The following is a 26,407-nucleotide window of genomic DNA, read 5'->3' on the forward strand; positions in this document are numbered from 1 at the left end:
AAATCATTATCAACAATAACTATCACTTCATATGTTAACGCTTTCTGATCAAGAATTGCTACGCTACGACCGACAAATCACTTTGCATGGATTTGATATCGACAAGCAGCAAATTTTAAAAAATAGTACAGCCTTAATTATCGGGTTAGGCGGGTTAGGTTGTGCTGCTGCCGTCTATATAGCAGCATCAGGCATCGGTAAACTAACATTAATTGATTTTGATACAATATCAGCGTCGAATTTAAATAGACAAATTTTATATACTCAACAATCAATAAATCAGTATAAGGTTGAAGTCGCAAAACAAGCATTATGTAATATTAATGCCGATATGATTATTGAAACAATTAATCAGAAACTGAGTGATAATGAGCTAATTTCCCTAATCAAACAACATAATATCGTTATTGATTGCACCGATAATTTAACTAGCCGTGAACAAATTAATCGCTGTTGTTTTCTCGAAAAGAAACCATTAATTTCTGGTGCGGCAATCCGCATGGAAGGTTTACTCACTGTATTCAATTATCAAGATAATCAACCATGCTATCAATGCTTAAGTCAATTATTTGGGCAAAACCAGCTGACTTGTATTGAAGCGGGTGTAATGGCACCATTAGTTGGTATGTTCGGTTCAATGCAAGCTCTAGAGGCAATCAAAGTACTTACCAATTATGGAAAACCTTTAATTGGTCGAGTTCTAATGATTGATACTATGACGATGGAATTTAACCAAGTCATATTTACTAAACAAACTAATTGTATTGTCTGTGGAAACCAACATGCTAAACAGGATCTAAAATGCAAATAAATCGCATCATTTTAGCACCAATGGAAGGGGTTCTTGATTATCATGTGCGGCAAATATTAACTGAAATCAATCAATTTGATTATTGTGTCACTGAGTTTGTAAGAGTAACTCAGCATAAATTATCAAACCGAACTTTTTATCGACTATGTCCAGAACTTTATAATGAAGGAAAAACCTTATCAGGAACGCCAGTCCGAGTTCAATTATTAGGACAATCTCCTGAATGGATGGCTGAAAATGCCATTAAAGCGCTTGAACTTGGTTCTTATGGCATAGATATCAATTTTGGTTGTCCAGCTAAAACCGTTGTTGGCAGCCATGGTGGTGCTTATTTATTACAATATCCTGAGCAAATATTTAATATTGTAACTCAAGTTAGGACAGCAATTGGCTCTGCCTCAACTTTATCTGTTAAAATTCGATTAGGTTGGGATGATAAATCTCACTGTTACGAAATAGCTGAAGCAATTGAACAAGCTGGTGCTAATGAAATTGTTATTCACGGACGTACTAAAGCTGATGGATATAAAGCCGAGAAAATTGATTGGCCAACCATTGGTAAAATTAAACAAAAATTAACCATTCCGGTTATTGCTAACGGTGAAATATTTTCTATTGCAGATGCTCAAAATTGCTTAACGCAAAGCCAAACAAATGACATTATGCTTGGTCGAGGAATACTTAATATTCCTAATTTAGCCAATACAATTCGTTTTAATCATTCACCATTAAATTGGCAAGAAGTAATGCAATTACTGCTTCGTTATGCAATGACATCCATCGAAGATGCTAAACCACTTTACCATTCGGCTAGAATAAAACAGTGGTTAGCTTATTTAAGACAATATTACCCACAAGCATCAATATTATTACCTGAAATCAGGCAACTAAAATCACAAAATGAAATCTGTAATTTTTTGAAAACCAAATTAGATAATGAATCTAACTAATTTTGACTCTTTCTAAATACTGCCTTACCAAAATAATATTTAGTTGTTTTATTAATAGTTAGACAAATCAATGAAATAAGCAATATCACTAAAAGTAATTTATTAATATTGTTAAAAACAGATATAAATGAATCAATATAGTATTTTGATGGATTATTATCAATGATAGTAAAGGCAATAAAAACATAGAAGAAAATTAAACCACTAGATATTGATACACTTTTAAAAAGTTTTTCATATTGAATTTTATCAAAGAAAACATGAAAAGATTGTTTGCTTAATACCAAACCACATAATATCGCAACCAAATAAATAGCCGTTAAATAATTATAAATAGAACCATTAAATACATTTAAAAAGGCTCGATTTAGAAAGATAAAACATTTAATCAATATAAAGCAACTAAAAATAGAAAAAAGAACAAAGTGAATATTTGGGGAGTCTTTTTTCGTTAAAATAAACTGATTTTGGCTTTTAATAAAATAACCTTTACAAAAAACAATCAAATAATATAAAAGTAAAGCATCAAGTACATAACGGATAATAGCAAATGCTATATTAAAAAATATTAGAAACAAAGGCGATTCTATTTTTAAATAAACGTTCGTATTAATTGTTATGAAATAGGCAACAATACAATAAATCAACATTATAATAATTAACAAAGTGATATTAACTTTATTAACAACATAAACATGGGCAGAATGAAAGAATAGAGTTAAAAGGCCAAAAACTAATAAGGAATCTATAAAATAGTGTTCAAAAAAAAACCGTAATAAAAATGAAAAAGGTCCATCAAAAAATACATACCAAGTAAAATTACCTAAGAAAAGTTCATCTGCGTGCAAATATAAAGAAAATATATTCAATAATATGTTTAACAAAAAATAGATTAAACAACCTATCAACGGTAGTTTAAATAAACTCTTTTCCATATGTATATTACACTCCATTCCATTGATTATTTTTTATTATCAAATTTTAAAAAATAATATTTAGTCACTTTATTGAAAATTAGATAAGTTAATAAAAGAAAAAATACAACTAAAAAAAACAGTTTAACATAATCTAAGATTAACGAGGAATAATCAAAATAAAAACTTCTAGACTCTCCTCTAAGAAGTAAACAAATTAAAACATTAACTAACAACAAGACACTAGATACGAATACACTTTTAAATAACCTTGCGTATTGAATTTCATCAAAAGAAATCATGAAATTTTTTTTACTAACACGCATACAAAATAGTATAAAAAGGATAAAAGTAAATTTTAAATCAAGATTAACAGATCCATGGCCAAAAAACATAATTAAATTTTCAATTATTCTAAATCCACTATACAAAATTGGACAAATAAATGCTAAAAAAAGTATCGCATGTATTAAACTACTATTTTCGGACGTTAAACAAAAAGCTTGTCGATTTTTAAAAAAAATTTTTTTCGATAATTCAACCAAATAATATAAAAGTAAAGAATAAAAAATATAATGAAGAAAAATGAATGCAGAATCACATAATACACGCAGTGATGAAGAAGATAGCTCATCAATATAAGTGTCAATAGAACGCCATATACAAAAAGTGATGCCTGAATACGCTAATATTAATAGCAATAATAAAAGGACATTATGTATGTTAACAAGATAAATATTATTAAAATGAAGAAATAATGTTAATAAACCAAAAAGCCATAACGCTTCAAAAAAATGAGATAAAAAAAGCGAATCTAAGCTAGTGGAGTCAAGATTTTCCCAAAATAATTCTTGAGAGAAACCTATATCTGGTAGACAAGAGCGATACAAGATAATCAATAAAAAACTCAGAAACAAATAAATTGTACTACCTATCATCGACAATTTAAAAAAAAACGTTTTCTCCATCTTACTTCCTTGTTATCTATATTTATTCAATTCGTTTAATAAAATGCTTTATTTTAAAACCCATTAAAGCCAGCGATCCAAAATAGATGCCAATACCAACTATAACCAATAAGAATAGACGACCAATTCTGGCTAACATTGAGCCAGTTGACCAATCGGGTAATAACTGTGCACCAAACCACAAAGTAAAAGACATCAATATAACAGCAATAATTACCTTGATTAAAAATCGGTACCAGCCCGGTTGAGGTTGATAGAGTTTCTTTTTGCGAAGTTGCCAAAATAACAGCCCAGCATTAAAACATGCTGCCAGCCCAATTGATAATGAAAGTCCTGCATGTTGTAATGGCCCAATAAATGCCAAATTCATTAACTGAGTTAATATCAAAGTGACAATAGCTATTTTAACGGGTGTTTTAATATCTTGTCTGGAATAAAATGCAGGAGCCAATACTTTAATTAAAATCAGCCCGAGTAAACCAATTGAATACGCAATTAATGCACGTTGGGTCATTAACGTATCATTCAAAGTAAATTGCCCATACTCGAAAAGAGTTGATATTAATGGTTTTGAAATAACACCTAATGCTACGGTACTTGGCAAAGCTAATAAAAAGCAGAGACGAAGCCCCCAATCTAATAGCTCTGAATATTGTTTTTGGTCACCTTTGGCAAAACTTTTAGCTAAAGATGGCAATAAAATAGTACCTAGAGCCACACCGAGCACACCGGCAGGAAACTCCATAAGTCGGTCAGCATAATACATCCATGAAACAGAACCTGAAATTAGGAATGAGGCAAAAATCGTATTTATAATCAGTGATATTTGTCCAACTGATACACCTAAAATAGCTGGCCCCATCTGTTTTAACACTCGCCAAACACCACTATCTTTGAAGCTAATTCGCGGTAAAACTAATATACCAATCTTTTTTAAATATGGTAGCTGATAAAGCAGTTGTAAAACACCACCAATAACTACCGAAACAGCGAGTGCAAGTACCGGAGGATTAAAATAAGGTGTTAAAAATAATGTACCAACTATCATACTTAAATTAAGTAAAGTTGGCACAAACGCAGGAACAGAAAAACGATTCCAGGTATTAAGTATGGCACCAACTAATGATGCGAGTGAAATAAAAAAGATATAGGGAAATGTTATTCTCAACATCACAGTAGCAAGCTCAAACTTTTCAGTTGAATCTTGCATAAATCCGGGGGCAGTTAACATTATAATAAAAGGTGCAGTTATAACACCAATTAAGGTAACAATAGCCAATACTAACGTTAATAGCCCCGCAACATAAGCTACAAAAGTACGTGAAGCCTCAATGCCTTGTTGATTTTTATATTCAGCTAAAATCGGTACAAACGCCTGTGAAAACGCACCTTCGGCAAAAATACGGCGAAGCAAATTTGGTAATTTGAATGCAACAAAAAAGGCATCCGTTGCCATTCCCGCACCAAAAAAGCGGGCAATAATAGCATCACGTACAAATCCTAAAACACGTGAAACCATTGTCATCGAGCTAACTGTAGCTAAAGATTTTAAAAGATTCATATATAATTTATGTACAAAGTACATAGCCAAAAACGATTAATTAGGCATAGTCTACAAACTATTGTTCTAAATCACCACGATTTTTTAATAAGCAATATTTTTAGCAGCTACCGTCAGGAAATACTGACGGTAAATAAACTAACGATCTTTTAAAGGAGTAAATGACATAAGTTGGCCAATATTTTTATAGGCCGGACGGATAATTCGACGATCATCAAAATTGAGTTCTTCAATGCGATGAGCACACCAACCAACAATTCGCGACATAGCAAATAAAGGAGTATAAACTTCTTTAGGTAAACCAATCATGTCGTAAACAAACCCAGAGTAAAAATCAACATTGGCACAAACTTGTTTTTTGGTTCGGGCATTTTTACGATTCACCACCGCATGAATAGCTCGTTCTTCTAGTAAATTTAAAAAGTTATACTCTTTTTCTCGGCCTTTTTCTTGAGCGAGTTTATATGCCATCTCTTTTAGTAACATTGCCCGTGGATCTGATACCGTATAAACAGCATGACCAATACCATAAATTAGCCCTTTTTGATCAAAGACCTCTTTATTTAAAATACGTTGTAAATAAGCATCAATTTCATTCACATCAGTCCAATTTTTAATCTCATCAGCAAGATGTTTAAGCATTTTTCCGACTTGTAAATTTGCTCCGCCATGTAATGGGCCTTTCAATGAACCAATCCCAGCGGCAATTGATGAGTAAGTATCAGTACCCGTTGAGCTCGTTACTCGAACAGTAAAAGTTGAGTTATTCCCGCCACCATGTTCAGCATGAATTATCATGGCTAAATCAAGTACTCTTACATCTAACTCTGTATATCCTCCTGAGCCTTTCATCATATAAAGAAAATTTTCCGCAATTGAATAATCCTCATGAGGATGGCGGATATGTAAGGATTTTCCTTTAGCGCTATGGCTTAACATATTATAAGCATACGCAATAATAGCTGGAAATTTAGCAATCAGATCTATGGATTGACGCATTAAATTATCGCGTGAGGTATCGTCAGGCTCCGGATCATAAGTATACATTTCTAGAACAGTTCGAGCCAAAATGTTCATTACATCGTGCCCTTCAAGCTCCATAATTGCAATCTTGGTTTGCTTTTCTAATGCCATTGATTCACAAAGTAAACGTGAGAAATCACGTAATTCTTCTTTATCGGGCAAAGAACCAGATAAAAGTAAATAAATAGTCTCTTCGAAACCTGTACGTTGTTCTTGTTGAGCATTATGCACAAGCTCTTCAATATCAATACCACGATATAATAATTTACCTGCAATTGGTTTTAGTGAGCCATCATCTAAGCGTTCATAACCTAATACATCACCAATTTTGGTTAACCCAACTAAAACACCGGTATGGTCAGCATTACGTAATCCACGTTTTACATTAAATTGTTCGAATAGCTGAGATTCAATTTTACTGGTATTTTTAATGGTTTCCGATAATTTATAAACTAAGAACTTTTCTTTCATTAACCATCCCCTTTGAATTATAAATTATCGATAACGGCTTGAGTAAATTGGGTTGTTGATAATGGTTGCCCATTTTGCATAAAGCGCGCTAAATCTGCAGTTGCTTTGCCTGATTGAAATAAGCTTTCCATTGCATTAGTAATTAGTTGCCCAACTTCATGCCATCCTAAATATTCAAACATCATCACGCCAGATAATAAAAGTGATGATGGATTGGCCTGATTTTGGCCGGCAATATCAGGAGCGGTACCATGGGTCGCTTCGAATATAGCATGTCCGGTTAAATAGTTAATATTAGCGCCCGGTGCAATACCAATCCCACCTACCATGGCGGCAAGCTGATCGGAAACATAATCACCATTAAGGTTTAATGTCGCAACAACCGAATAATCCTCGGGTTTTAACAAGGTATTTTGTAAAAATGCATCACAAATCACATCTTTTATAATCAATTTACCGGCTGATTTCGCGGCTTGTAATGCTTGTTCAGCTGCTGCCTTACCTTCGGCTTTTTGAATTTTAGCATATTGATTCATGGTGAATACTACGTCAGTAAATTCTCTTTCCGCAAGTTCATAGCCCCATTGCTTAAATCCACCTTCTGTGAATTTCATAATATTACCTTTATGAACTAAAGTAACCGATGGTAATTTATGTTGTAATGCATAGTTAATTGCGGCTCGGATTAAACGCTCAGATCCCTCAATAGAAACAGGTTTAACCCCGAAAGCCGAAGTGTTAGGAAAACGGACTTTGGTCACTTTCATCTGGTCAGCTAAAAAATGATAAAACTTTTCAGCTTCAGCTGTACCTTGTTGCCACTCAATACCGGCATAAATGTCTTCAGTATTTTCACGAAAAATGGTCATACTGACTTTTTCTGGGTGCTTTAACGGTGATTCAACACCTTTAAACCAACGCACTGGGCGCAAACAGACATAAAGATCTAACTCTTGACGCAAAGCAACATTGAGTGAGCGGATCCCACCGCCAACTGGTGTCATTAATGGTCCTTTGATACCGATAAGATAATGTTTGAAGGCATCCATGGTCTCTTGCGGTAACCATGATCCATTTGCATTAAACGACTTTTCACCAGCAAGTACCTCTTTCCATAGAACACTACGTTTGCCTTGGTAAGCCTTTTCAACTGCTTTATCAAAAATAGTTTGAGCAGCATGCCAAATCTCTTTACCAACGCCATCGCCTTCAATAAAAGGAATCGTTGGATGATTTGGAACGACTAATTGTCCATTTTCAATTGAAACTTGCTGATTCATATTGTCTCTTCCTCTTATTTCTTATTTAAATTCTTCTTTTAACTTATTCAATGCGCTACCCGCTTTGAACCATTCAATTTGTGCTTGATTATAAGTATGCGCTACTGCAAAAAAATCTTGACGACCATCACGATGATGAAGGGTTAATGTCAAATTTTTACCTGGTGCAAAATCGCAAAGTCCAGTAATGCTGATTTGGTCATCTTCTTGAATTTTGTCGTAATCATCCTTATTAACAAAAGTTAGCGCTAACATACCTTGTTTTTTCAGATTAGTTTCATGAATACGCGCAAACGATTTAACCACAATTGCTTTAACATTTAAAAAGCGCGGCTCCATTGCGGCATGCTCCCTTGACGAACCTTCACCGTAATTATCTTCAGCAACGACTATTGAACCAATTCCTTGTGCTTTTAATTTACGAGCCAACGCAGGGACTTCAACATAATCGCCAGTTTGTGCATCAAACACACTGTTGGTTTTCTGATTAAAAGCATTAACCGCACCAATTAACATATTATTGGAAATATTATCTAAATGACCACGAAATTTTAACCATTTACCGGCCATTGAAATATGGTCAGTGGTACATTTAGCGGTTGCTTTAATCAATAACGGTTGCGAAATAATATCTTTACCATCCCAAGGTGAGAAAGGTAACAGCTGTTGCAACCGTTCTGAATTAGGTGCAATACGAACTTCAACTAAACTACCATCAGCCATCGGCTCAATATAACCGGCATCATCGACAGCAAATCCTCGTTTTGGTAACTCATCACCGATAGGTTCTGGCAGCTTAACTTTTTCACCTTTATCATTGATGAGATTGTCGGTTAATGGATTAAAACTTAATTTACCAGCAATTGATAGCGCTACTACAATTTCTGGCGAACAAACAAATGTATAAGTGTTTGGGCTACCATCATTACGTTTAGCGAAATTACGATTGAACGAAGTAACAATCGAATTTTTGTGTTCATCGGCAACATCATCACGACGCCATTGCCCAATACAAGGCCCACATGCATTAGCCATAATAGCTGCACCAGCTTGTTCAAAACGACTTAAAATACCATCTCGTTTTGAAGTATATTTAACTTGCTCTGAACCAGGATTTATAATTAATTTGGCATTTACTTTCAAACCTAACTTATTGGCGTTATCAATCACTGAAGCTGCGCGCATCATATCTTCGTAAGAAGAGTTAGTGCATGATCCAATAAGTCCAACTTCCATATTATCAGGATAATCATGTTCCTTAACAGCAGAGGCAAGCTGGGAAATAGGATAAGCTAAGTCAGGAGTAAATGGACCATTAACATAAGGTTCTAACGTCGATAAGTTAATCTCGATAACTTGGTCATAATAATTTTCAGGTTGTTCTAGTACCGCTTTATCAGGATTGAAACAATCGGTTAATGTATTAGCTAAATCAACGACTTCTTGACGACCTGTCATGCTAAGATAATCAGCAGATTTTTTGCTATAAGGGAAGATTGAAGTCGTTGCTCCCACTTCTGCCCCCATATTACAAATTGTTGCTTTACCGGTGGCGGATAATGACTCAGTACCTTCGCCAAAATATTCAATAATGGAATTAGTACCACCTTTAACTGTTAAGATACCTGCTAGTTTTAAAATGACATCTTTTGGTGATGCCCAACCCGATAATTTGCCAATCAATTTTACGCCAATAATTTTTGGCATTTTCAGTTCCCATGGCATACCAGCCATTACATCAACAGCATCAGCACCACCAACACCAATTGCAATCATGGATAAACCACCGGCATTAGGGGTATGTGAATCGGTACCAATCATCATCCCACCAGGAAAGGCATAATTCTCCAGCACCACTTGGTGAATAATACCAGCATCAGGCTTCCAAAATCCGATGCCATATTTGTTCGAAACATCGCGTAAGAATTGATAAACTTCGTGGTTATTGCTTTCAGCTACAATCAGATCGTCATGGGCATTTTTATAAGCTTGGATAAGGTGATCACAATGAACAGTTGAAGGTACCGCGACCCGTTTACGACCAGAATTCATTAACTGTAATAATGCCATTTGTGCCGTTGCATCTTGCATCGCGACACGATCGGGGGAGAAATTTACATAATCTTCCCCTCGTTTATAAGCTTTAAGTTCCTCTCCTTCAGCCAGATGAGCATAGAGAATTTTTTCCGTCAATGTTAATGGTTTTCCAATTTTCTGGCGGATAACATCAATTTTTTGTGGATAACTTTGATAAATATCTTTTATTAAATCAATATCGAAAACCATAATGAAGCTCCCATTGCTGATATTATAATATCCTTTAAAGCTCTATTCATAAGCACAATAATTGAATATTTATTCTATTTTTTTGATTAATTATTCATATAATATAGCATTGTTTTTATTTTATGCAATCCTAACGTAATTACTACTATCAATAGTATTAACAGTAATTAGTTTAGCCTTGTTAACTAGTACAAATTCTATACTAGCGAAATATTAAATATTATGCACATTAAAGAAAATTCAAAATTAGCAAATTGTATAAGTAAAAATAATGTAAAAATTTTGAGGAGAGGGGTTTTTAAGTCATAAAATAGCTAAATAAGGATGTTTTTTGATATTAATAAATGATTTTTTGCTACATCTAAATTTTATTTTAAGTTTTTTAACATTAATCTCATTATTCAAATTAGTTGCTCAGAATTATTTAATCAGTCGTTAAAAGATAAGAATAATTAAAAAAGGGAATACTATTCCCTCTTTAATGTATCAAAACCTAATTTAGCTCTGACAAATACTTATTAACAATTATAATTTATAACTAGCAGTTAGTAAGAAAGCTCTAGGCGTTCCCGGCATACTACTTGATCGCCAATACTCTTTACCCAATAAATTAGTTACAGCTAAAGTTACATCAATAGATCGTGTTTGATAACCTACAGCCGCATTCCATATTCCATAACCAGAACGTTTAACCAGATTTTTATCATCGTTATACATTGAGCCCTTATAATTGAATTCAATTTCGGTAAACCAATTTTCATAAGGTAAATAACGAACACCTAAATAACCACTATGTTTGGCTGTGTTAGATAAATACTTATCTTTATTATCAGGTGATTTTTTATCTTTATGAACTTTAGCCTGTTGATAACCAACACCACTATTGATATACCAATTTTTACTCAATTGTCCTATTGCACTTAATTCTATACCTTGGCTTCGATCACTACCTCTAACCTGCCAATTATAAGGGTCATTGACGGCATCGGGTTGATAACGAACATTATACAGTTCAAGGTCATAGAGGGCGATTTGAGAAGATAGCTTATCATTAAACCAATCACTCTTAATCCCGACTTCATACTGGCGTGAATATTGAGGTTTGTCATCATAGACCGTCTTAGAATCAGTAGCAATAGTTATCATGCCTCGACCACCATAAGGTGCAAAATTTTTACTATAAGAAGCATAAAAACTTTGTGACTCTATCGGCTGCCAAATTAATCCTATCCGTGGGCTTAAAGAGTGACCCTCATAAGAACGACTTTGATGATTTAATTTATTATCCGAAGCAAACTCATATTTATCATAACGTAATCCTGCAAGTAATTTCCATTGTTCAGTAAAACTAATGAGATCTTGCCAATATAATCCTTTAGATGTAGCTTTATGATTTGTCTTAGTATTTAATTTATTGTAGCGAGGCTTTTTAGAGTTCCAATGAGGATGAAACGGATCAATTGCTTCTGGATATTCACTAGTTAAAGCTAATCGAGGTTGTCGTTTTTCAATATTATATTCAATTCCGATTAACATATCATGAGCAATACTTGCCGTAGCAAATTTACCCGCTAAATCAAGCGTATTACTATAGGTTTTGTTTGAGGTTTCTTGCCAAGCTCGACGGAATTTCAATTTACCTTGGTAGTTACAAGAGGCTTTTCTGCTAGTTTTTCCATTCAGATCACAATAAGTACCCGCATAAAGATGATCAAAATTTTGATCAGCTTTACGATACATATTCGTTAATTTGATAGACCAATTATGATTGAATTGATATCCCATTACCGAACGTAATGAATTAAAATTATCTTTGACATAGTCATCTGGATGCGCATAAGCCGTTTTAATCGAAACACCTTTAGGTAAATCATAATAAGCTGGAGCCCGATCAGGTTTACGCCATAATTTATCATTAGTATATTGTACTAACCAATTAAATCCTTCCAAATTATCGTACAATAAACTTGGAGAAATCATTGTATCTCGTTGTTTAATACCTTTACGAAAACTTTTATCCGATTGATGATCAATGGTCATTCGTACCGCAAGCTTATCATGTAAAACATGATTAATATCTACCATTCCACCATATTTATCCCAAGATCCACCACGAATACTTAATGTCGTTGGTGAATCAAAGTTGGCTTGTTTACTGATCATATTTATTATTCCGCCACCAGAACCTCGACCGTAGAGTACCGAGGCAGGCCCTTTTAGTACTTCAATTCGCTCAATATTAGCGGTACTTTGCCTAACCTGTCCGCTTGCACGAACACCATCTCGGTAAATATCACCAGAACTTGCCGAAAAGCCTCTAATTTTTATGCCTTCATCCCGCATATCATAGGTTGCATCTACACCAGGCAATTTATTGACAATAACACTTAGGTCGTTTTGTCCATAAATTTTCTCTTGTTCAAGATTAACCGAATTGATGGTTTGTGGTATATCCTTAATATCAAAGGATGTTTTAGTTGCTGTTGATGATTTTTTTATGCGCTGATCATTATTATCCTTAATAGTTGCGACAACTTTCATAGTTTCAATATCATTATCACCATTAACTTTTTCTTGGGCATTAACTATAAAAGCTGATGAGCCCAATATACAAGGTAAGACTAATTGATTAACTAATTTCATTATTTTTCCTATTATTTGCTGTGTTATCTAATTAATTTCAAAATAACAACAAATAATGATAATGATTATTGTTTGCATTTACAAATTATTTTATATTTTTTAATCAATTAAAAAAGGTTATCAACTCATATCTTATTGAAATTAATTTATATAATTAGGAAATTTAATTAATTTTAGTTAGGGACCAATTTACTAGTTTAAGCAAATTTTAGAAATGATAAAAAATTGAATAAACGATAATTGAAATAATTCAGACGAATTTATCGAACGCTAGCGTTCTCATCGCTTTATCTATTAATTTTATTTGAGTTGTTTTTTATATTGATGAAAAAGTGGTGGTGGGTCGTGAGCTAGATTATTCGACACATCCTGTGTCTCACCCTTTCAGGGCCAACACGTTGTGTTGTTCAAATTCGTTCCTGACGAATTTGTCGAACGCTAGCGTTCTCATCGCTTTATCTATTAATTTTATTTGAGTTGTTTTTTATATTGATGAAAAAGGGTGGTGGGTCGTGAGCGATTCGAACGCTCGACAAACGGATTAAAAGTCCGCTGCTCTACCGACTGAGCTAACAACCCATTTTGATAAGATAATTCTTGTTAAATTACTTTGTGTTTCAAGCAATTTCGGGTTGCTATAATACTTAGAATTGTAAAAAGGCGCAACCCTTTTATTGCTATTTTTATTCGATAGCTGGTTATTTATACACTTTGTTACAGCGATGATAGCTTTTTATTTGCTTGCTCAACTGCATTTTTATCTTTAGCGTATTTATTTACCACTTGTTGAAAAACAGCTTTAGCATTCTTTTTATCACCTTTATCAAGTAAGATAACACCTACTTTATAAAGACTATCTGCAGCTTTTGGTGAAGAAGGAAAATCTTTTACTACTGTTGCATAATAGAATGAAGCATCATCTTTTTTACCTTTTTTATAGCAAAGTTGACCAAGCCAATAGTTAACATTTGCACGATAGTTGGTCTTTGGATAAGCTTTTAAGAAATTTTGGAAGGCAACAATAGCATTGTCACTTTGTTTGTCATCATTGATAAATTGCATGACAAAATTATAATCAGCTTTATCATCTCCCGATGTCGACCATCCAGATAGTTCTGAAGATGATTGTTCAGGACTCGCAACCGAATCAGAACTGTTTTCTTGTGATCCTGTATTGGAATTACTTGCGGAGAAACCTGTACCATTAGCCATTTCCTGCAAAATCATTTTTTGACGTTCAATAGTTTGATTAAGTTGGTGCCTTGTTTCTTCTAATTGGCCACGAAGTGTATCTAAATCAGATTGTAGATCACTAATTTTTTGTTGATTCTGAATGATTAACTGCCCTTGAGCTTGTATTGTTCTATCAACATCAGAACTACCAGCAGCACAACCATAACCAGCAAACAAAAGAAATAAGGACAATGTGATTATTTTTTTATACATATTATATAAACTCAACGTGAACATTGGAAATAAAAAACGGCTGATGATTCAGCCGTCATTAGATGGGATTAGTATCCAGCGTAAGTAACTACTGCACGACGGTTTTTAGCATAAGCTGCTTCGTTGTGACCTAATACTGCTGGTTTTTCTTTACCATAAGAAACGATTGATAATTGTTCACCAGAAACACCATTACCTTGTAGGTAAGATTTAACTGCTGATGCACGACGTTCACCTAAAGCGATATTATATTCTGGAGTACCACGCTCATCGGCATGACCTTCAATAATAACGTTTAAGTTAGTTGAACGAATAAATACAGCATGTGCATTTAACAATGTTTCATATTCTGATTTAACATTGTATTTATCATAATCAAAATAAACAGTGTTAATTTGTTGTAGTTTTTGAAGTTGCTCTAAAGCTTCTTTTGATAAAGCACCGTTACCGCCTGCTTTACTGCTACTGTTTGATGAACATGCAGTTACAGCGATTAATGGTAAAGCAACCGCGGCTACTTTAAGAAATTTAGAAAATTGCATTGTATTAACTCCTTTGTTTTTAAATAAATTTTACTTATTTTTTTATACATCTAACCAACTTCAAAGTAACGCACGGTTACTAACTAGAAAGATTAGAAGTATATATTATAACGACCTTAACATTTACACAATTTTAATAATGTCATTATTGCCTAAAATTTAGCCGTTCTTATAAATAAGGTGACCAAGAAGGGAATTTCACTTGCCCATCCGTTGCTGGTAACCTTGCTTTAAAATTACCATCAGTAGAAACAAGATTTAAAATTGTACCTAAACCTTGTGAAGAACTGTAGATAATCATAGTGCCATTTGGAGCAATACTCGGTGTTTCATCTAAAAAAGTATCGGTTAATCTTTGATATGTATTAGTTTCTACATCATATCGAGTAATATGTTGCTCACCATTATTAGTAGAAATTACAGCAATAAACTTGCCGTCTGGAGATACGCGAGCATTTTGATTTTGGGTATTATCCCAAGTTACCCTTTGCGATGCTCCACTACCAATATTAATTGAATAAAGTTGCGGACGTCCAGCCTGGTCAGAGGTATAAACTATGGTTTGATTATCTGGCATCCAAGAAGGTTCTGTATCATTGCTACGTCCTGATGTAATTTGGGTAATTTTTTTAGAACTCAAATTCATCATATATAAATTTAAACTGCCCCCTTTTGACAAAGCAAAAGCTAATTTACTACCATCAGGCGAAAATGCTGGCGCACCATTATGTTGAGGGAATGAAGCAATAGTTTCAACTGCACCACTATCTAAAGTCTTTAATACAAGAGCAGAACGGCCACTTTCAAAAGTTACGTAAGCTAATTTTTTACCATCAGGAGACCATGTTGGCGACATTAATGGCTCTTTAGAACGATGTACTGTAATTTGATCATAACCATCATAATCTGATACACGCAATTCATGGGTATAAGGTCCTTTATTATTTTTTACCACATAAGCAATACGTGTTCTAAATGCACCTCTAATACCGGTTAATGCTTCAAAGATTTCATCACTTGCAGTATGAGAGGCATAACGTAACCAACGTTGCTCTATAGAGAATTGGTTTTCTGCTAATACTGAACCTGGTCGATCAACTGTATCAATTAGTTGATAAGTTATAAGATATTTCCCAGACACATCTGGTTGAATTGATCCTACTACAACAGCAGAAATACCCATATTACTCCAAACGCCAGGATTAACTTCTGATGCTGTAGTTGGTTTTTGTGGCATTGCTGCAACGTCAATAGGATTAAATTTACCACTATTACGTAAATCAGATGCGACAATATTATCTACAAGTTGGGGAGGCTCTCCGCTACCAGTCCATTTAAATGGTACGACAGCAATTGGTTTGGCCGAACTGACGCCATCAGTAATTACAATCTTAACTTCAGCTGTAGCCATCATTGTTGATAATAAAACAAAACAAGCTATCAAAAAGCGAGAAGCAAATTTGATCATCTTAAATTCCTTAATCAAAGCGAAATACACTAGGTTAAAATAAACTTAACCCCATATAAAGAAAAGTATTTTAAAATTAAAACATTATAATTAATTTATAATAGATACTATGCTTTACAAAATATAGTTAATTTTACAGCGAGAAAGATAGCCGATATTGTATAACAAGTCCATAGCCTTTTGAGTAAAAAAGATTTTTTAATTGATACTATTATATTCTTTTTGATTCCATAAATAAATTGTTTATTATCTATACTATTCAGAAATAAACTAAGTGAAAAGAGATTAATAAGTATTTTTATATGATTGATAACTAAAAAGAGTTGAATTTATATTACTATCAATAATTAAAACAATTGTTAGAAAAGAAAAATATAATTAAATTTATCTATTATTTTTGGCAGGTTTCACAATAAAATGTATTACGTTGTCCTATTCTATTAGACTTAATATTAGATTGACAAATTAAGCATTTCTCACCTTCTCGGCCATATACTTGAAGGTTCTGGACAAAGTACCCCGGTTTACCATCAGATTGAACAAAATCTTTAAGTGTCGTTCCACCTTGCTCTATAGATTCTGTAAGTACCAGCTTAATTGCTGTAACTAATCGTTCACATTCAACTAATGTTAAGCTACTAACTTTTCGATTTGGATTAATTTTTGCCAAAAACAATGATTCTGAAGCATAAATATTACCAACACCAACGACAATATGATTATCCATAATCCAACTTTTAATTGGTATTTTTCGATTGTTAGCTTTTTCAAATAAATAATTAGCTGAAAAGTTATCACTAAGTGGCTCTGGTCCCAAGTGCTTCAATTGAGTTAATTCTTCAATAGTGTGGGTCCATAGCCATGATCCAAAACGTCTTGGATCGGTATATCTTAATATCACTCCATTCGCTAATACTAAATCGACATGATCATGTTTAGCTGGTTCTTGGTATGACTCTAATATGCGTAAACTACCTGACATTCCCAAATGTATGACAATCCAATCATGTGTCAGTTGTAACAGTAGATATTTGGCACGCCTTTTAACATCTACTATCACTTGCCCTTGAGTATTATTAATTTTTTCATCTATAGGCCAACGAAGCTTTGGGTTTCGGACAATAATCTGCGAGATAGTTTGGCCTTTTAAATAAGGTAAAATACCTCGTCGACTCGTTTCAACTTCTGGTAATTCAGGCATATAATAACCTCATTTAATTATTTAACATGTCAGTCACCCAACTTGGTGCTTGTTGATTAGATACAGCCTGAGGACTAGCGGAACATAAACTTTGAGGGTTGATCGTCCATGCAGGTAAACTACGTACACCACCGCCATTACACTGCCATTGTCCATTACTATCAATAGGTACCATAAATATATTTTGCGGTACGGGAAGTTGTAACCTTTTTGGCGGATTATTTTGTAAGTATTCACTATATATTTTTAAGGCACCCGTTGCACCTGTTAATTTCATCGGAGAATGATCATCAAGACCGATCCAAACTACCGCAACATTTTTACCATCAATTCCGGTAAACCAGCTATCACGAGAATCATTACTAGTCCCAGTTTTCGCGGCTAAATTAAATGATCCATATTTAGTTTTTAACGAGCGCGATGTTCCTGATTCAACTACTTGTTGCATAGCATAAGTCGTCAAATAAGCTGATTGTTGAGAAACAGCTTGAATTTGTTGTGGATAATTTTGATAAACAAGTTCACCCTTGTCAGACAATACATATCTTAAAATTGTTAATGGTGCCCGTTGACCATTATTAGTAATAGTTTGGAACATCTGTGCGGTTTCTAAAGGCGTTAACTCTAGAGCACCCAATAATCTTGATGGTAAATTCGGAATACGATCTTGAGGTACACCCAGTGCTTGTAAAGTATTTTTGGTTGCATCTAAACCTAATCCCATCCCTAAGTTAACGGTAGGGACATTAAGCGAAAGGGCTAACGCATCAATTAACATTACTTTATCGCGAAACTTGCGGTCAAAATTCTTTGGTTGCCAATAAGTACCATTATCCAACTTTATTGATAATGGGCTATCATCAAGCCAACTATTAAGCTGATAACGCCCTGGTTGGCTTAATGCTGTTAAGTAAGTTGACGGTTTTGCAAGTGAACCAATTGCTCGTCTGGTTAACCACGCGCGGTTATAACCAGGATAACGAGGTTCAGCACTACCAATAATTGCACGAATTTCACCAGTTTCACGACTGACAATGACCATTGCCGTTTGTAAATCTTTATTCGTCGATTTGCGTAAATTTTCAATTTCATTGGTTACGGATTGTTCAGCTGCCGCTTGAGCAACCGGATCAAAGGTGGTAAAAATTTTCATGCCAGAAAGATGATCTGCTTTATCGCCTAACTGTTTTCTCAGCTCACTACGCACAACTTGCATAAATGCTGGTTGTGGAGATATTACTCCCCCTTTTGGTAAAACGGAAAGTGGGCGCTGACTAAGTAAGTTGAATAACTCCTCATCAATAATCCCTTGCTGTTCAGCAAGCTTTAAGACAACATTACGACGTTCAATCACTTGTTGTGGTTGAGTCCAAGGATTATAGTATGAAGCACCTTTTACCATCCCCACTAATACAGCTTGTTGATCTAATGTCAATTCATTAACTGGACGTCCAAAGTAATAAAGACTCGCTAATGGGAAACCATGGATCTCTTCACTACCAGCTTGCCCTAGATAAACCTCATTTAGATAAAGTTCTAAAATACGTTCTTTACTATAACGAGCATCTAAAATTATAGCCATATATGCTTCACGTATTTTACGGCTTAAGCTTCTTTCATTGGTCAAAAATAAGTTTTTAACCGTTTGTTGTGTTAATGTGCTGCCACCTTCTGTTCGGCCAGTGGTCAAATTGACAAAAATAGCCCGTCCAATTGAGTATAAACTTACACCATGATGGTCATAAAAACGTTTATCTTCAGTTGCAATTAAGGTTTTTATTAACGAATCAGAAAACTCTTTTAACGGAACAAAAAGTCGTTGTTCACCGTTAGGTGAATGCATCATAGTTATTAATTTAGGATCAATTTTAAGTAAGCCAAAGTCACGGCCGGTATCTAAATTAGATATACGATCAATTCTGTTATCATAAAAAGTTATTCTAACTCGAAAAGCTTGTTCTTCACCATCAGGAAAAGTAAATGGTCGTCGATAGATTTCAACAGCATCGTTTTGGACAATAAATTCACCAGGACGTGTTGCTTTACTATCTTGCTGACGATATTGTGCACCTTTTAACAAAGTAACAACATCACTAAGGCTATAATCACTATCAGGTTCAAGATCAACAATTTGACCATATACAGCAGCCGGTAATTCCCAGACATTACCATCGATCCGTTCTTTAATTTGTTGATCTAAATAAATCCCATAAACAACAGTTACTGCAACAAATATAAGAAATAACTTAAATAGCAACCACCAGATACGGCGCCACCATGATTTGTTATTTTTCTTCGAAGCTTTTTTAGTAGATGTCTTTTTCGTTGGTTTGTTCAAACTACACCCGATATTTATTTTAAATAAAATTACCTTATGATAGCACAACTTTTTACTGACGCATTGGCCTTCTTTCGAATAAGAATTTTAAGTTTAAATAATAAATTTGGAGACAAAATCAGTTAAAAGTTAAGTTTAGGTTTAATATTTTTAACTTTTTCAATAAATGCTTTTTTAGATTTACCAGTCAAACCTTCATTAATTGGCAAACTAGCAGTTAATGGATTAACCGGTTTGTTATTGATATGTAATTCAAAATGCAAATGAGGTCCTGTTGAACGTCCAGTATTACCGGACAACCCAATTTTATCGCCTTGCTTAACTTGTTGCCCTGATTTTACTAAAATTTTATCCAGATGCATATAAGCTGTCATATATTGCCTACCGTGTCGAATAGCCACATAGTTACCAGCAGAACCACTATATTTGGCAATAACGACCTCACCATTACCTACTGATAAAACAGGTGTTCCCCGAGACACAGCAAAATCAACACCATTATGCGGAGTAACGATGCCTGTAACAGGATTTAAACGGCGAGGATTAAATCCTGATGATACGCGAGCTTGCTTCGCCAAAGGATAACGGAAAAAACTTTGCGACAAACTACTCGCATTAATATCATAATATTTACCATCATCAGCCAAAATAGCATAATAATCTTTAGTTCCATTTTTAATTCGAACACCAAGAAGTTTGCTTTTAGATAATCTTTTACCATGCATTTCACGTGACAAATATACGGCAAATTTATCTCCGACTTTTAAACGGCGAAAATCCAAGCGCCATTGCAAGGCTCGGGTAATAATACCGATTTCATTGCCAGTTAGACCGGCTTTACGTGCATCAGCAACAAAACTCGTTTTAAGATCTCCAGTAATGACAACATTTTCAGATGTACCTTCTATAGTTTCAGAACTTTCTATAAATTTATTGCCTGACTTTTCAAAAATTCGAACGTTATTACTTGATATTGTCCAATTGAAAGTTAATAAATTATGGTTGTCATCAGTTGTCCAACTCACTTGTTGCCCAATTCTTAAATTGGCGAGCTGTTTAAATTTACTGGTTAGTTGTGAAATATCATTTCGATTAACATTATAACGAACTAAAATATCGTGTAATGTATCTCCACGTGAAATAGTATATTGTACGGTGTTATCTTTTTCTTCAGCAATATCGTCTAATTCATCTTTAGCTATAGCATCTTCTGGAACATCGGACGATTCAGTGACGTTTTCTGATTTTGATTTATCACCAACCATATCTACTCGGCCATCACCAATAACAACTGATGATGTTGATGTATCTGTCACTGTGGTTTGCGCTTGTGAATTTAAAGGAACATACTCTGTACGATCTAAATTTAAAGGACGCCACAATATAGTTACTAAAATCACAGCAACAAGGACTCCCAATATTGAAAAATAAGGAATTTTCAAATTATTTTTTTCAATATCAGAGGATTTAATCTGCCGTACCAAAATTAACCTTAACTATCTATTATCTAAATTATTTTTCATCTAAACAATCCAACAGTTCTTGTGTCAATGCAAATAAAAAGTGTGAATATGAATCTTTTGTTATAGGGATACCTGTCCCTAATGGATTTAACTCACCAATTCGAACATCCGTACCATTCACTATCTTTTTAATTATTGCAGGGCTAAACTGTGGCTCTCTAAAAACACAGACCGCTTGGTGTTCAGCTAACTCTTTTTGAATTGCATAAACTGTTTGAACACCAGGTTGTACTGCTGGATTTATGGTAAAACTTCCTAGATTTTTTAATCCGAAATATGATTCAAAATAGCCATAAGCATCATGAAACACAAAATAGCCCCTATTTTGGACGTTAATTAGTTTTTTTGCAATGTTTTGTTCCGTTTCTGATAAATTTGTAATGAATTTGTCTAGATTTAAGTCAAGTATTGCCGCTTTATTGGGGTATAAATCAAGCAGCTTATCATGAATTGATTTAGCAATGATTTTAGCAATAGTAGGAGAAAGCCAAATATGTTCATCATATTCACCATGATGCTCATCATCTGCGTGCATATCATGATGTGTATCTTCTTCATGGTTTGTGCGGAGTAAGTTTTTAATTTCGCCAACATCCATTAATTCTATTTGTTTATGGTGGTCAATATTTTTTAATACAGTTGGCATAAAAGTTTCCATCTCCTCACCAACCCAAATTATTAAGTCTGCATTTTTGATTTTAATTAAATCGGAAGGTTTCAATGAATAAGTGTGTGGTGAAGCACCATCCGGTAATAATATATCAGTATCTATTACACCTGATGCGATTGCTTCGGTAATAAATCCAATAGGTCTTACTGAAGAAATTATTGTCGCATTGGCATTAGCTATTAGCCCGAAAATAAATAAAAAAGCTAAAAAAAAACGGATAAACTTTATTGTACTATTAATAGAATTTTTCACTTTATCATCCAATATTTATAAAATATGATGGAATAAACCAGAATATTGTTATAATATAACATAACATATTGACCAGCAAGGACTAATAATATCATGACGCAATTAATGTCACTTGATAATGTTTCCATTGAAATAAATAACCAGAAAATATTATATGATATTTCATTAACGGTTAATTTAAATCAAATTATTACAATATTAGGACCAAATGGCGCTGGTAAATCAACACTTGTCAAAATTATCTTAGGTTTAATTCAACCAACCACTGGTACCATTAAACGTGCATCTGATTTAACTATTGGCTATGTTCCTCAGTCCATAAACTTAAATCCGACTTTACCGATTACTGTAAAACGTTTTATGCAGTTAAATAAACAGTTAAGTCAAATAGATATTCATAAAACATTATCATTAGTTAAGGCTGAATATTTGATAAATCGATCCATGCATCAACTATCAGGTGGTGAACTACAGCGAGTTCTTTTAGCACAAGCATTAGCCAAACGCCCAAAGTTACTCATTCTTGATGAACCGACCCAAGGCGTTGATGTTAATGGACAGGTACTGTTATATGATCTAATTATTAATGCAAAAAATGAGTTTAACTGTGGTGTATTAATGGTTTCACATGATCTACATCTAGTCATGGCAAAAACTGATGAGGTAATTTGTTTAAACCACCATATTTGTTGTTCAGGAACACCAGCAAGTGTTTCAAATGATCCAGAGTTTATTTCGCTTTTTGGACAACATGGTGCATCACAAATTGCTTTATATAAACATCATCACAATCATGATCATGATTTTTGCCAACATCAGCATCAACATAATCAAAAAATTATATTACCTGACCAACGAGGAAAAAAATAATGATAGAGTTACTGTTACCCTCTTTACTGGCAGGATTAAGCTTAACCTGTTTGACAGGACCTTTAGGCACATTTGTTGTTTGGCGAAGAATGTCCTATTTTGGTGATACTTTATCTCACGCTGCATTATTAGGGGTAGCTTTTGGTTTTCTTTTAAATATCAATCTATTTTATGCCATTATTTTAGTAACATTGATATTAGCTATTGGATTATTATGGTTAGAATCTCAAAAGCAACTTCCTGTTGATACCTTACTGGGTATTTTAGCGCATAGCGCTCTTTCATTGGGTTTAGTTGTAATAAGTTTAATGAATAATATACGTATTGATTTAATGGGCTATCTATTTGGTGATCTTTTATCTATAACAATGTTTGATGTTTACCAAATAGTCATTTGTGTAGTAACAATTGGATTATTGCTAATATGGCGGTGGAATCATTTTTTATTTATTACGGTTAGTGAAGAATTAGCATTTAGTCATGGAATTAATGTACCAATAACAAAATTTATTCTAACCATACTATTAGCATTAACGATAGGTATTGCTATGAAATTTGTTGGCGCTTTGATAATTACAGCACTGTTAATCATCCCAGCAGCTACTGCAAAATACTATGCTAAAAATCCTGAATCAATGGCAATTATTGCAATATTAATCGGTATGATCTCAATCATTGGTGGCATACTATTTTCATTATGTTATGACACCCCAACAGGCCCTTCTGTTGTATTAAGCAACACTTGTTTATTTTTTATATCACTATTTATTTCTAAATTCTTTATAAGAACAAAAAATTGAAGTAGTAACAAAATTAGGAAATTTTTTGCGAACGAACACGCATTTTTAGTCATAAATTTATGCACATTCTAGAATTATTAATAAAGTGCTAAAAATCTCAAATTAATGACGATAAATTATGTCACTCGCAATCATTTATACAAGAGCCTCTATTGGTATACAAGCACCTCAAATTAACGTCGAAGTACATATTAGTAATGGTTTACCTGGTTTTGTGCTTGTTGGCCTACCAGAAGCAACAGTAAAAGAATCCAAAGACCGTGTTAGAAGTGCTATTATCAATAGTGGTTTTACATTTCCAGCAAAGAAAATAACCGTTAATTTATCTCCTGCCGATCTTCCTAAAGAAGGAAGTCGGTTTGATTTACCTATAGCTATTGCTATTCTTGCGGCAACAGAACAGATACCAATGGATCACCTTGCTAAATATGAGTTTTTAGGTGAATTAGCTCTTTCGGGCGAAATTAAGGCAGTAAAAGGGGCGATTCCCGCTGCTTTGTCTTCTAAAAAAAATAATCGAACTCTAATTATTTCAGCAGAGAATCAATCTGAAATATCGTTAATTCATCAAAATCATACATTAATTACGCATAATTTACTGGAATTATGTCAATATTTATATAATGAAATTAACTTATCATCAGTCGAATATAGACAATATCAAGAAGAAAATAATCAACTCGCTAATCTACAAGATGTAATTGGACAAGAACATGCTAAAAGAGCATTAGAAATCGCTGCAGCTGGTGGACATAATCTATTATTGATAGGACCACCAGGAACAGGAAAAACAATGTTAGCAACACGATTAACGTCATTATTACCACCATTATCAGATGATGAAGCACTAGAAAGTGCAGCAATTGCAAGCCTAGTTAACTCAAATGGTTCAATAAAGAATTGGCGAACAAGGCCATTTAGATCACCACATCACAGTGCATCAGCTGCTGCACTAGTAGGAGGTGGATCAATTCCCAGACCAGGCGAAATATCATTAGCACATAATGGGGTTTTATTTTTAGATGAGTTACCAGAGTTTAACCGTAAAGTTTTAGATGCATTAAGAGAACCTATTGAGTCAGGTGAAATAGTTATTTCAAGAGCTAATGCAAAAATAAAATTTCCAGCAAAGTTTCAACTCATAGCAGCAATGAATCCAAGTCCCACAGGTCATTATCAAGGCACTCATAACAGAACAACACCACAACAAATAATACGTTACTTAAATAGGCTATCTGGGCCATTTTTAGATCGGTTTGATATTTCTATTGAAGTACCATTACTACCAAGGGGCACATTAAGCCAAAAGGCAACTACAACAGAGACAACAGAAAAAGTAAAGAAAAGAGTGATTGATACAAGAAAGATTCAAATATTAAGAAATAACAAATTAAATAGTCAATTATCACCAAAAGAAATTCAAATACATTGCCTACTAAGTGATGAAGACAATAATTATTTGGAGCAGGCTTTAATCAAGTTAGGTCTCTCTGCTAGAGCGTGGCATCGGATATTAAAAGTATCGCGTACTATTGCTGACTTAGACAATTCAAAAAACATAGAACGAAAACATATTTCAGAAGCACTGAGTTATCGTTCTATGGATCGTTTATTAATTCAACTGCACAAAAATATTGGCTAAAGCATTAATCATCACTATCAACAAAATCATCACTTACATCAACTTGAGGTTTTCCTCCTGATAATGTGTGAAAACGTTTTGGCTTATTAATTTTAGAAAGGTACTTTATCCACGCTTTTTCATAATCAGTAGATGGCTCTTTTTTCCCTTTACAAACCGCAACAAAAGATTTTTCTTCTGGAGTAGCTGGCTTTTTAGCTTCTGTATCAAGATCTCTAAAAGCACAACCATATTTTTCTAAGATCTGAGCTTCTTTAATAGTAAAATCACCATGACGAGAAAAACCTCTTGGATAATTCTTATTATCAAAAAAACGTTGTTGACTTACAAAACTCTCAGCCATGTTATATCCTCTAGATTATAAATATTGTTGGGCGGGAATTATAATTGACAAAGTAAATCTGTAAACAAAATTTTTTTATTTATGTAAAGAAATTTGAATAAGTGATTAAATTTAGAACAAAACATCTTTATTTATGGCAGGGGCGGAGAGTCTCGAACTCCCAACACCCGGTTTTGGAGACCGGTGCTCTACCAATTGAACTACGCCCCTAGAAAAGGTGGCGGAACGGACGGGGCTCGAACCCGCGACCCCCTGCGTGACAGGCAGGTATTCTAACCAACTGAACTACCGCTCCACCGTATTTGGTATGTATATATAAAATTTAAAAGTCTGGCGGCACCCTACTCTCACATGGGTAATACCCACACTACCATCGGCACTACGGCGTTTCACTTCTGAGTTCGG

Annotated in this window: 20 protein-coding genes and 3 tRNA genes; 5 read left to right on the forward strand and 18 right to left on the reverse strand. The window is 34.0% G+C overall.

Annotated elements, in window-relative coordinates; translation table 11 throughout:
- Positions 1-31 precede the first annotated feature (31 nt).
- Positions 32-811 (forward strand): molybdopterin-synthase adenylyltransferase MoeB, encoded by a 780-nt coding sequence (locus H3T56_RS02770; protein WP_198191937.1) that lies wholly within the window; start codon positions 32-34, stop codon positions 809-811.
- On the forward strand, positions 802-1,761 hold the full coding sequence (dusC, locus tag H3T56_RS02775) for a tRNA dihydrouridine(16) synthase DusC (RefSeq protein WP_198191938.1): 960 nt from the start codon (positions 802-804) through the stop codon (positions 1,759-1,761). Before H3T56_RS02770 ends, dusC begins: the two co-directional genes overlap by 10 nt.
- Here the strand turns inward: dusC and H3T56_RS02780 are convergent.
- The 15 genes from H3T56_RS02780 to znuA form a co-directional block, all read right to left on the reverse strand.
- Positions 1,758-2,696: a hypothetical protein gene (locus H3T56_RS02780; RefSeq protein ID WP_198191939.1), complete on the reverse strand. Its 939-nt coding sequence runs from the start codon at positions 2,694-2,696 to the stop codon at positions 1,758-1,760. The genes dusC and H3T56_RS02780 overlap by 4 nt on opposite strands.
- A gap of 26 nt (positions 2,697-2,722) precedes the next feature.
- A complete protein-coding gene (locus tag H3T56_RS02785) occupies positions 2,723-3,643 on the reverse strand; it encodes a hypothetical protein (RefSeq protein WP_065577778.1) in 921 nt (306 codons plus the stop codon).
- 22 nt (positions 3,644-3,665) lie between these two features.
- Positions 3,666-5,204: a murein biosynthesis integral membrane protein MurJ gene (murJ, locus tag H3T56_RS02790; protein ID WP_198191940.1), complete on the reverse strand. Its 1,539-nt coding sequence runs from the start codon at positions 5,202-5,204 to the stop codon at positions 3,666-3,668.
- A gap of 138 nt (positions 5,205-5,342) precedes the next feature.
- Positions 5,343-6,698 (reverse strand): citrate synthase, encoded by a 1,356-nt coding sequence (locus H3T56_RS02795; protein WP_198191941.1) that lies wholly within the window; start codon positions 6,696-6,698, stop codon positions 5,343-5,345.
- 17 nt (positions 6,699-6,715) lie between these two features.
- The gene (gene icd / locus H3T56_RS02800) at positions 6,716-7,978 is read right to left on the reverse strand and encodes an NADP-dependent isocitrate dehydrogenase (protein WP_198191942.1); all 1,263 of its coding nucleotides are present in this window, start codon (positions 7,976-7,978) and stop codon (positions 6,716-6,718) included.
- Positions 7,979-7,999: 21 nt separating this feature from the next.
- Positions 8,000-10,264 (reverse strand): aconitate hydratase, encoded by a 2,265-nt coding sequence (locus tag H3T56_RS02805; protein ID WP_198191943.1) that lies wholly within the window; start codon positions 10,262-10,264, stop codon positions 8,000-8,002.
- Positions 10,265-10,789: 525 nt separating this feature from the next.
- Positions 10,790-12,907: a TonB-dependent siderophore receptor gene (locus H3T56_RS02810; protein WP_198191944.1), complete on the reverse strand. Its 2,118-nt coding sequence runs from the start codon at positions 12,905-12,907 to the stop codon at positions 10,790-10,792.
- Between the two features lie 503 nt (positions 12,908-13,410).
- Positions 13,411-13,486 (reverse strand) — tRNA-Lys (locus H3T56_RS02815).
- Positions 13,487-13,621: 135 nt separating this feature from the next.
- Positions 13,622-14,353, reverse strand: a complete 732-nt coding sequence (gene ybgF / locus H3T56_RS02820; RefSeq protein ID WP_165754873.1) for a tol-pal system protein YbgF — start codon at positions 14,351-14,353, stop codon at positions 13,622-13,624.
- A 68-nt stretch (positions 14,354-14,421) separates the two neighbouring features.
- Positions 14,422-14,895: a peptidoglycan-associated lipoprotein Pal gene (pal, locus tag H3T56_RS02825; RefSeq protein ID WP_034903771.1), complete on the reverse strand. Its 474-nt coding sequence runs from the start codon at positions 14,893-14,895 to the stop codon at positions 14,422-14,424.
- 169 nt (positions 14,896-15,064) lie between these two features.
- Positions 15,065-16,360 carry a Tol-Pal system beta propeller repeat protein TolB gene (gene tolB, locus H3T56_RS02830; RefSeq protein WP_065577804.1) on the reverse strand — a complete coding sequence of 432 codons (1,296 nt, stop codon included), beginning with the start codon at positions 16,358-16,360 and terminating at the stop codon, positions 15,065-15,067.
- A gap of 394 nt (positions 16,361-16,754) precedes the next feature.
- Positions 16,755-17,564, reverse strand: coding sequence for a bifunctional DNA-formamidopyrimidine glycosylase/DNA-(apurinic or apyrimidinic site) lyase (gene mutM, locus H3T56_RS02835; protein WP_065577785.1), 810 nt, complete (start codon positions 17,562-17,564; stop codon positions 16,755-16,757).
- A gap of 13 nt (positions 17,565-17,577) precedes the next feature.
- Positions 17,578-19,902 (reverse strand): bifunctional glycosyl transferase/transpeptidase, encoded by a 2,325-nt coding sequence (gene mrcB / locus H3T56_RS02840; RefSeq protein ID WP_065650850.1) that lies wholly within the window; start codon positions 19,900-19,902, stop codon positions 17,578-17,580.
- Positions 19,903-20,024: 122 nt separating this feature from the next.
- Positions 20,025-21,359 carry a murein DD-endopeptidase MepM gene (gene mepM / locus H3T56_RS02845; protein WP_370545478.1) on the reverse strand — a complete coding sequence of 445 codons (1,335 nt, stop codon included), beginning with the start codon at positions 21,357-21,359 and terminating at the stop codon, positions 20,025-20,027.
- A gap of 55 nt (positions 21,360-21,414) precedes the next feature.
- Complete coding sequence (gene znuA, locus H3T56_RS02850; RefSeq protein ID WP_370545479.1) at positions 21,415-22,323, reverse strand: zinc ABC transporter substrate-binding protein ZnuA; 909 nt, start codon at positions 22,321-22,323, stop codon at positions 21,415-21,417.
- Positions 22,324-22,440: 117 nt separating this feature from the next.
- Between znuA and znuC the strand changes: the two genes are divergently transcribed.
- The 3 genes from znuC to H3T56_RS02865 all read left to right on the forward strand — a co-directional run bounded on the left by znuC (position 22,441) and on the right by H3T56_RS02865 (position 25,659).
- Positions 22,441-23,217, forward strand: a complete 777-nt coding sequence (gene znuC, locus H3T56_RS02855; RefSeq protein WP_086320030.1) for a zinc ABC transporter ATP-binding protein ZnuC — start codon at positions 22,441-22,443, stop codon at positions 23,215-23,217.
- On the forward strand, positions 23,217-24,017 hold the full coding sequence (znuB, locus tag H3T56_RS02860; protein ID WP_198191947.1) for a zinc ABC transporter permease subunit ZnuB: 801 nt from the start codon (positions 23,217-23,219) through the stop codon (positions 24,015-24,017). Before znuC ends, znuB begins: the two co-directional genes overlap by 1 nt.
- A gap of 118 nt (positions 24,018-24,135) precedes the next feature.
- Positions 24,136-25,659 carry a YifB family Mg chelatase-like AAA ATPase gene (locus H3T56_RS02865; protein ID WP_086362280.1) on the forward strand — a complete coding sequence of 508 codons (1,524 nt, stop codon included), beginning with the start codon at positions 24,136-24,138 and terminating at the stop codon, positions 25,657-25,659.
- A 4-nt stretch (positions 25,660-25,663) separates the two neighbouring features.
- Here the strand turns inward: H3T56_RS02865 and H3T56_RS02870 are convergent, their stop codons facing one another.
- From H3T56_RS02870 to H3T56_RS02880, 3 genes are all read right to left on the reverse strand, one after another.
- Positions 25,664-26,002, reverse strand: a complete 339-nt coding sequence (locus H3T56_RS02870; RefSeq protein WP_065650855.1) for a DUF413 domain-containing protein — start codon at positions 26,000-26,002, stop codon at positions 25,664-25,666.
- 134 nt (positions 26,003-26,136) lie between these two features.
- A tRNA-Trp gene (locus tag H3T56_RS02875) sits at positions 26,137-26,212 on the reverse strand.
- 8 nt (positions 26,213-26,220) lie between these two features.
- Positions 26,221-26,297, reverse strand: a tRNA-Asp gene (locus tag H3T56_RS02880).
- Positions 26,298-26,407 lie beyond the last annotated feature (110 nt).

Origin of the sequence: Gilliamella sp. W8123, from assembly GCF_016101085.1 — a bacterium.
Classification (GTDB): Bacteria; Pseudomonadota; Gammaproteobacteria; order Enterobacterales; family Orbaceae; genus Gilliamella; species Gilliamella apis.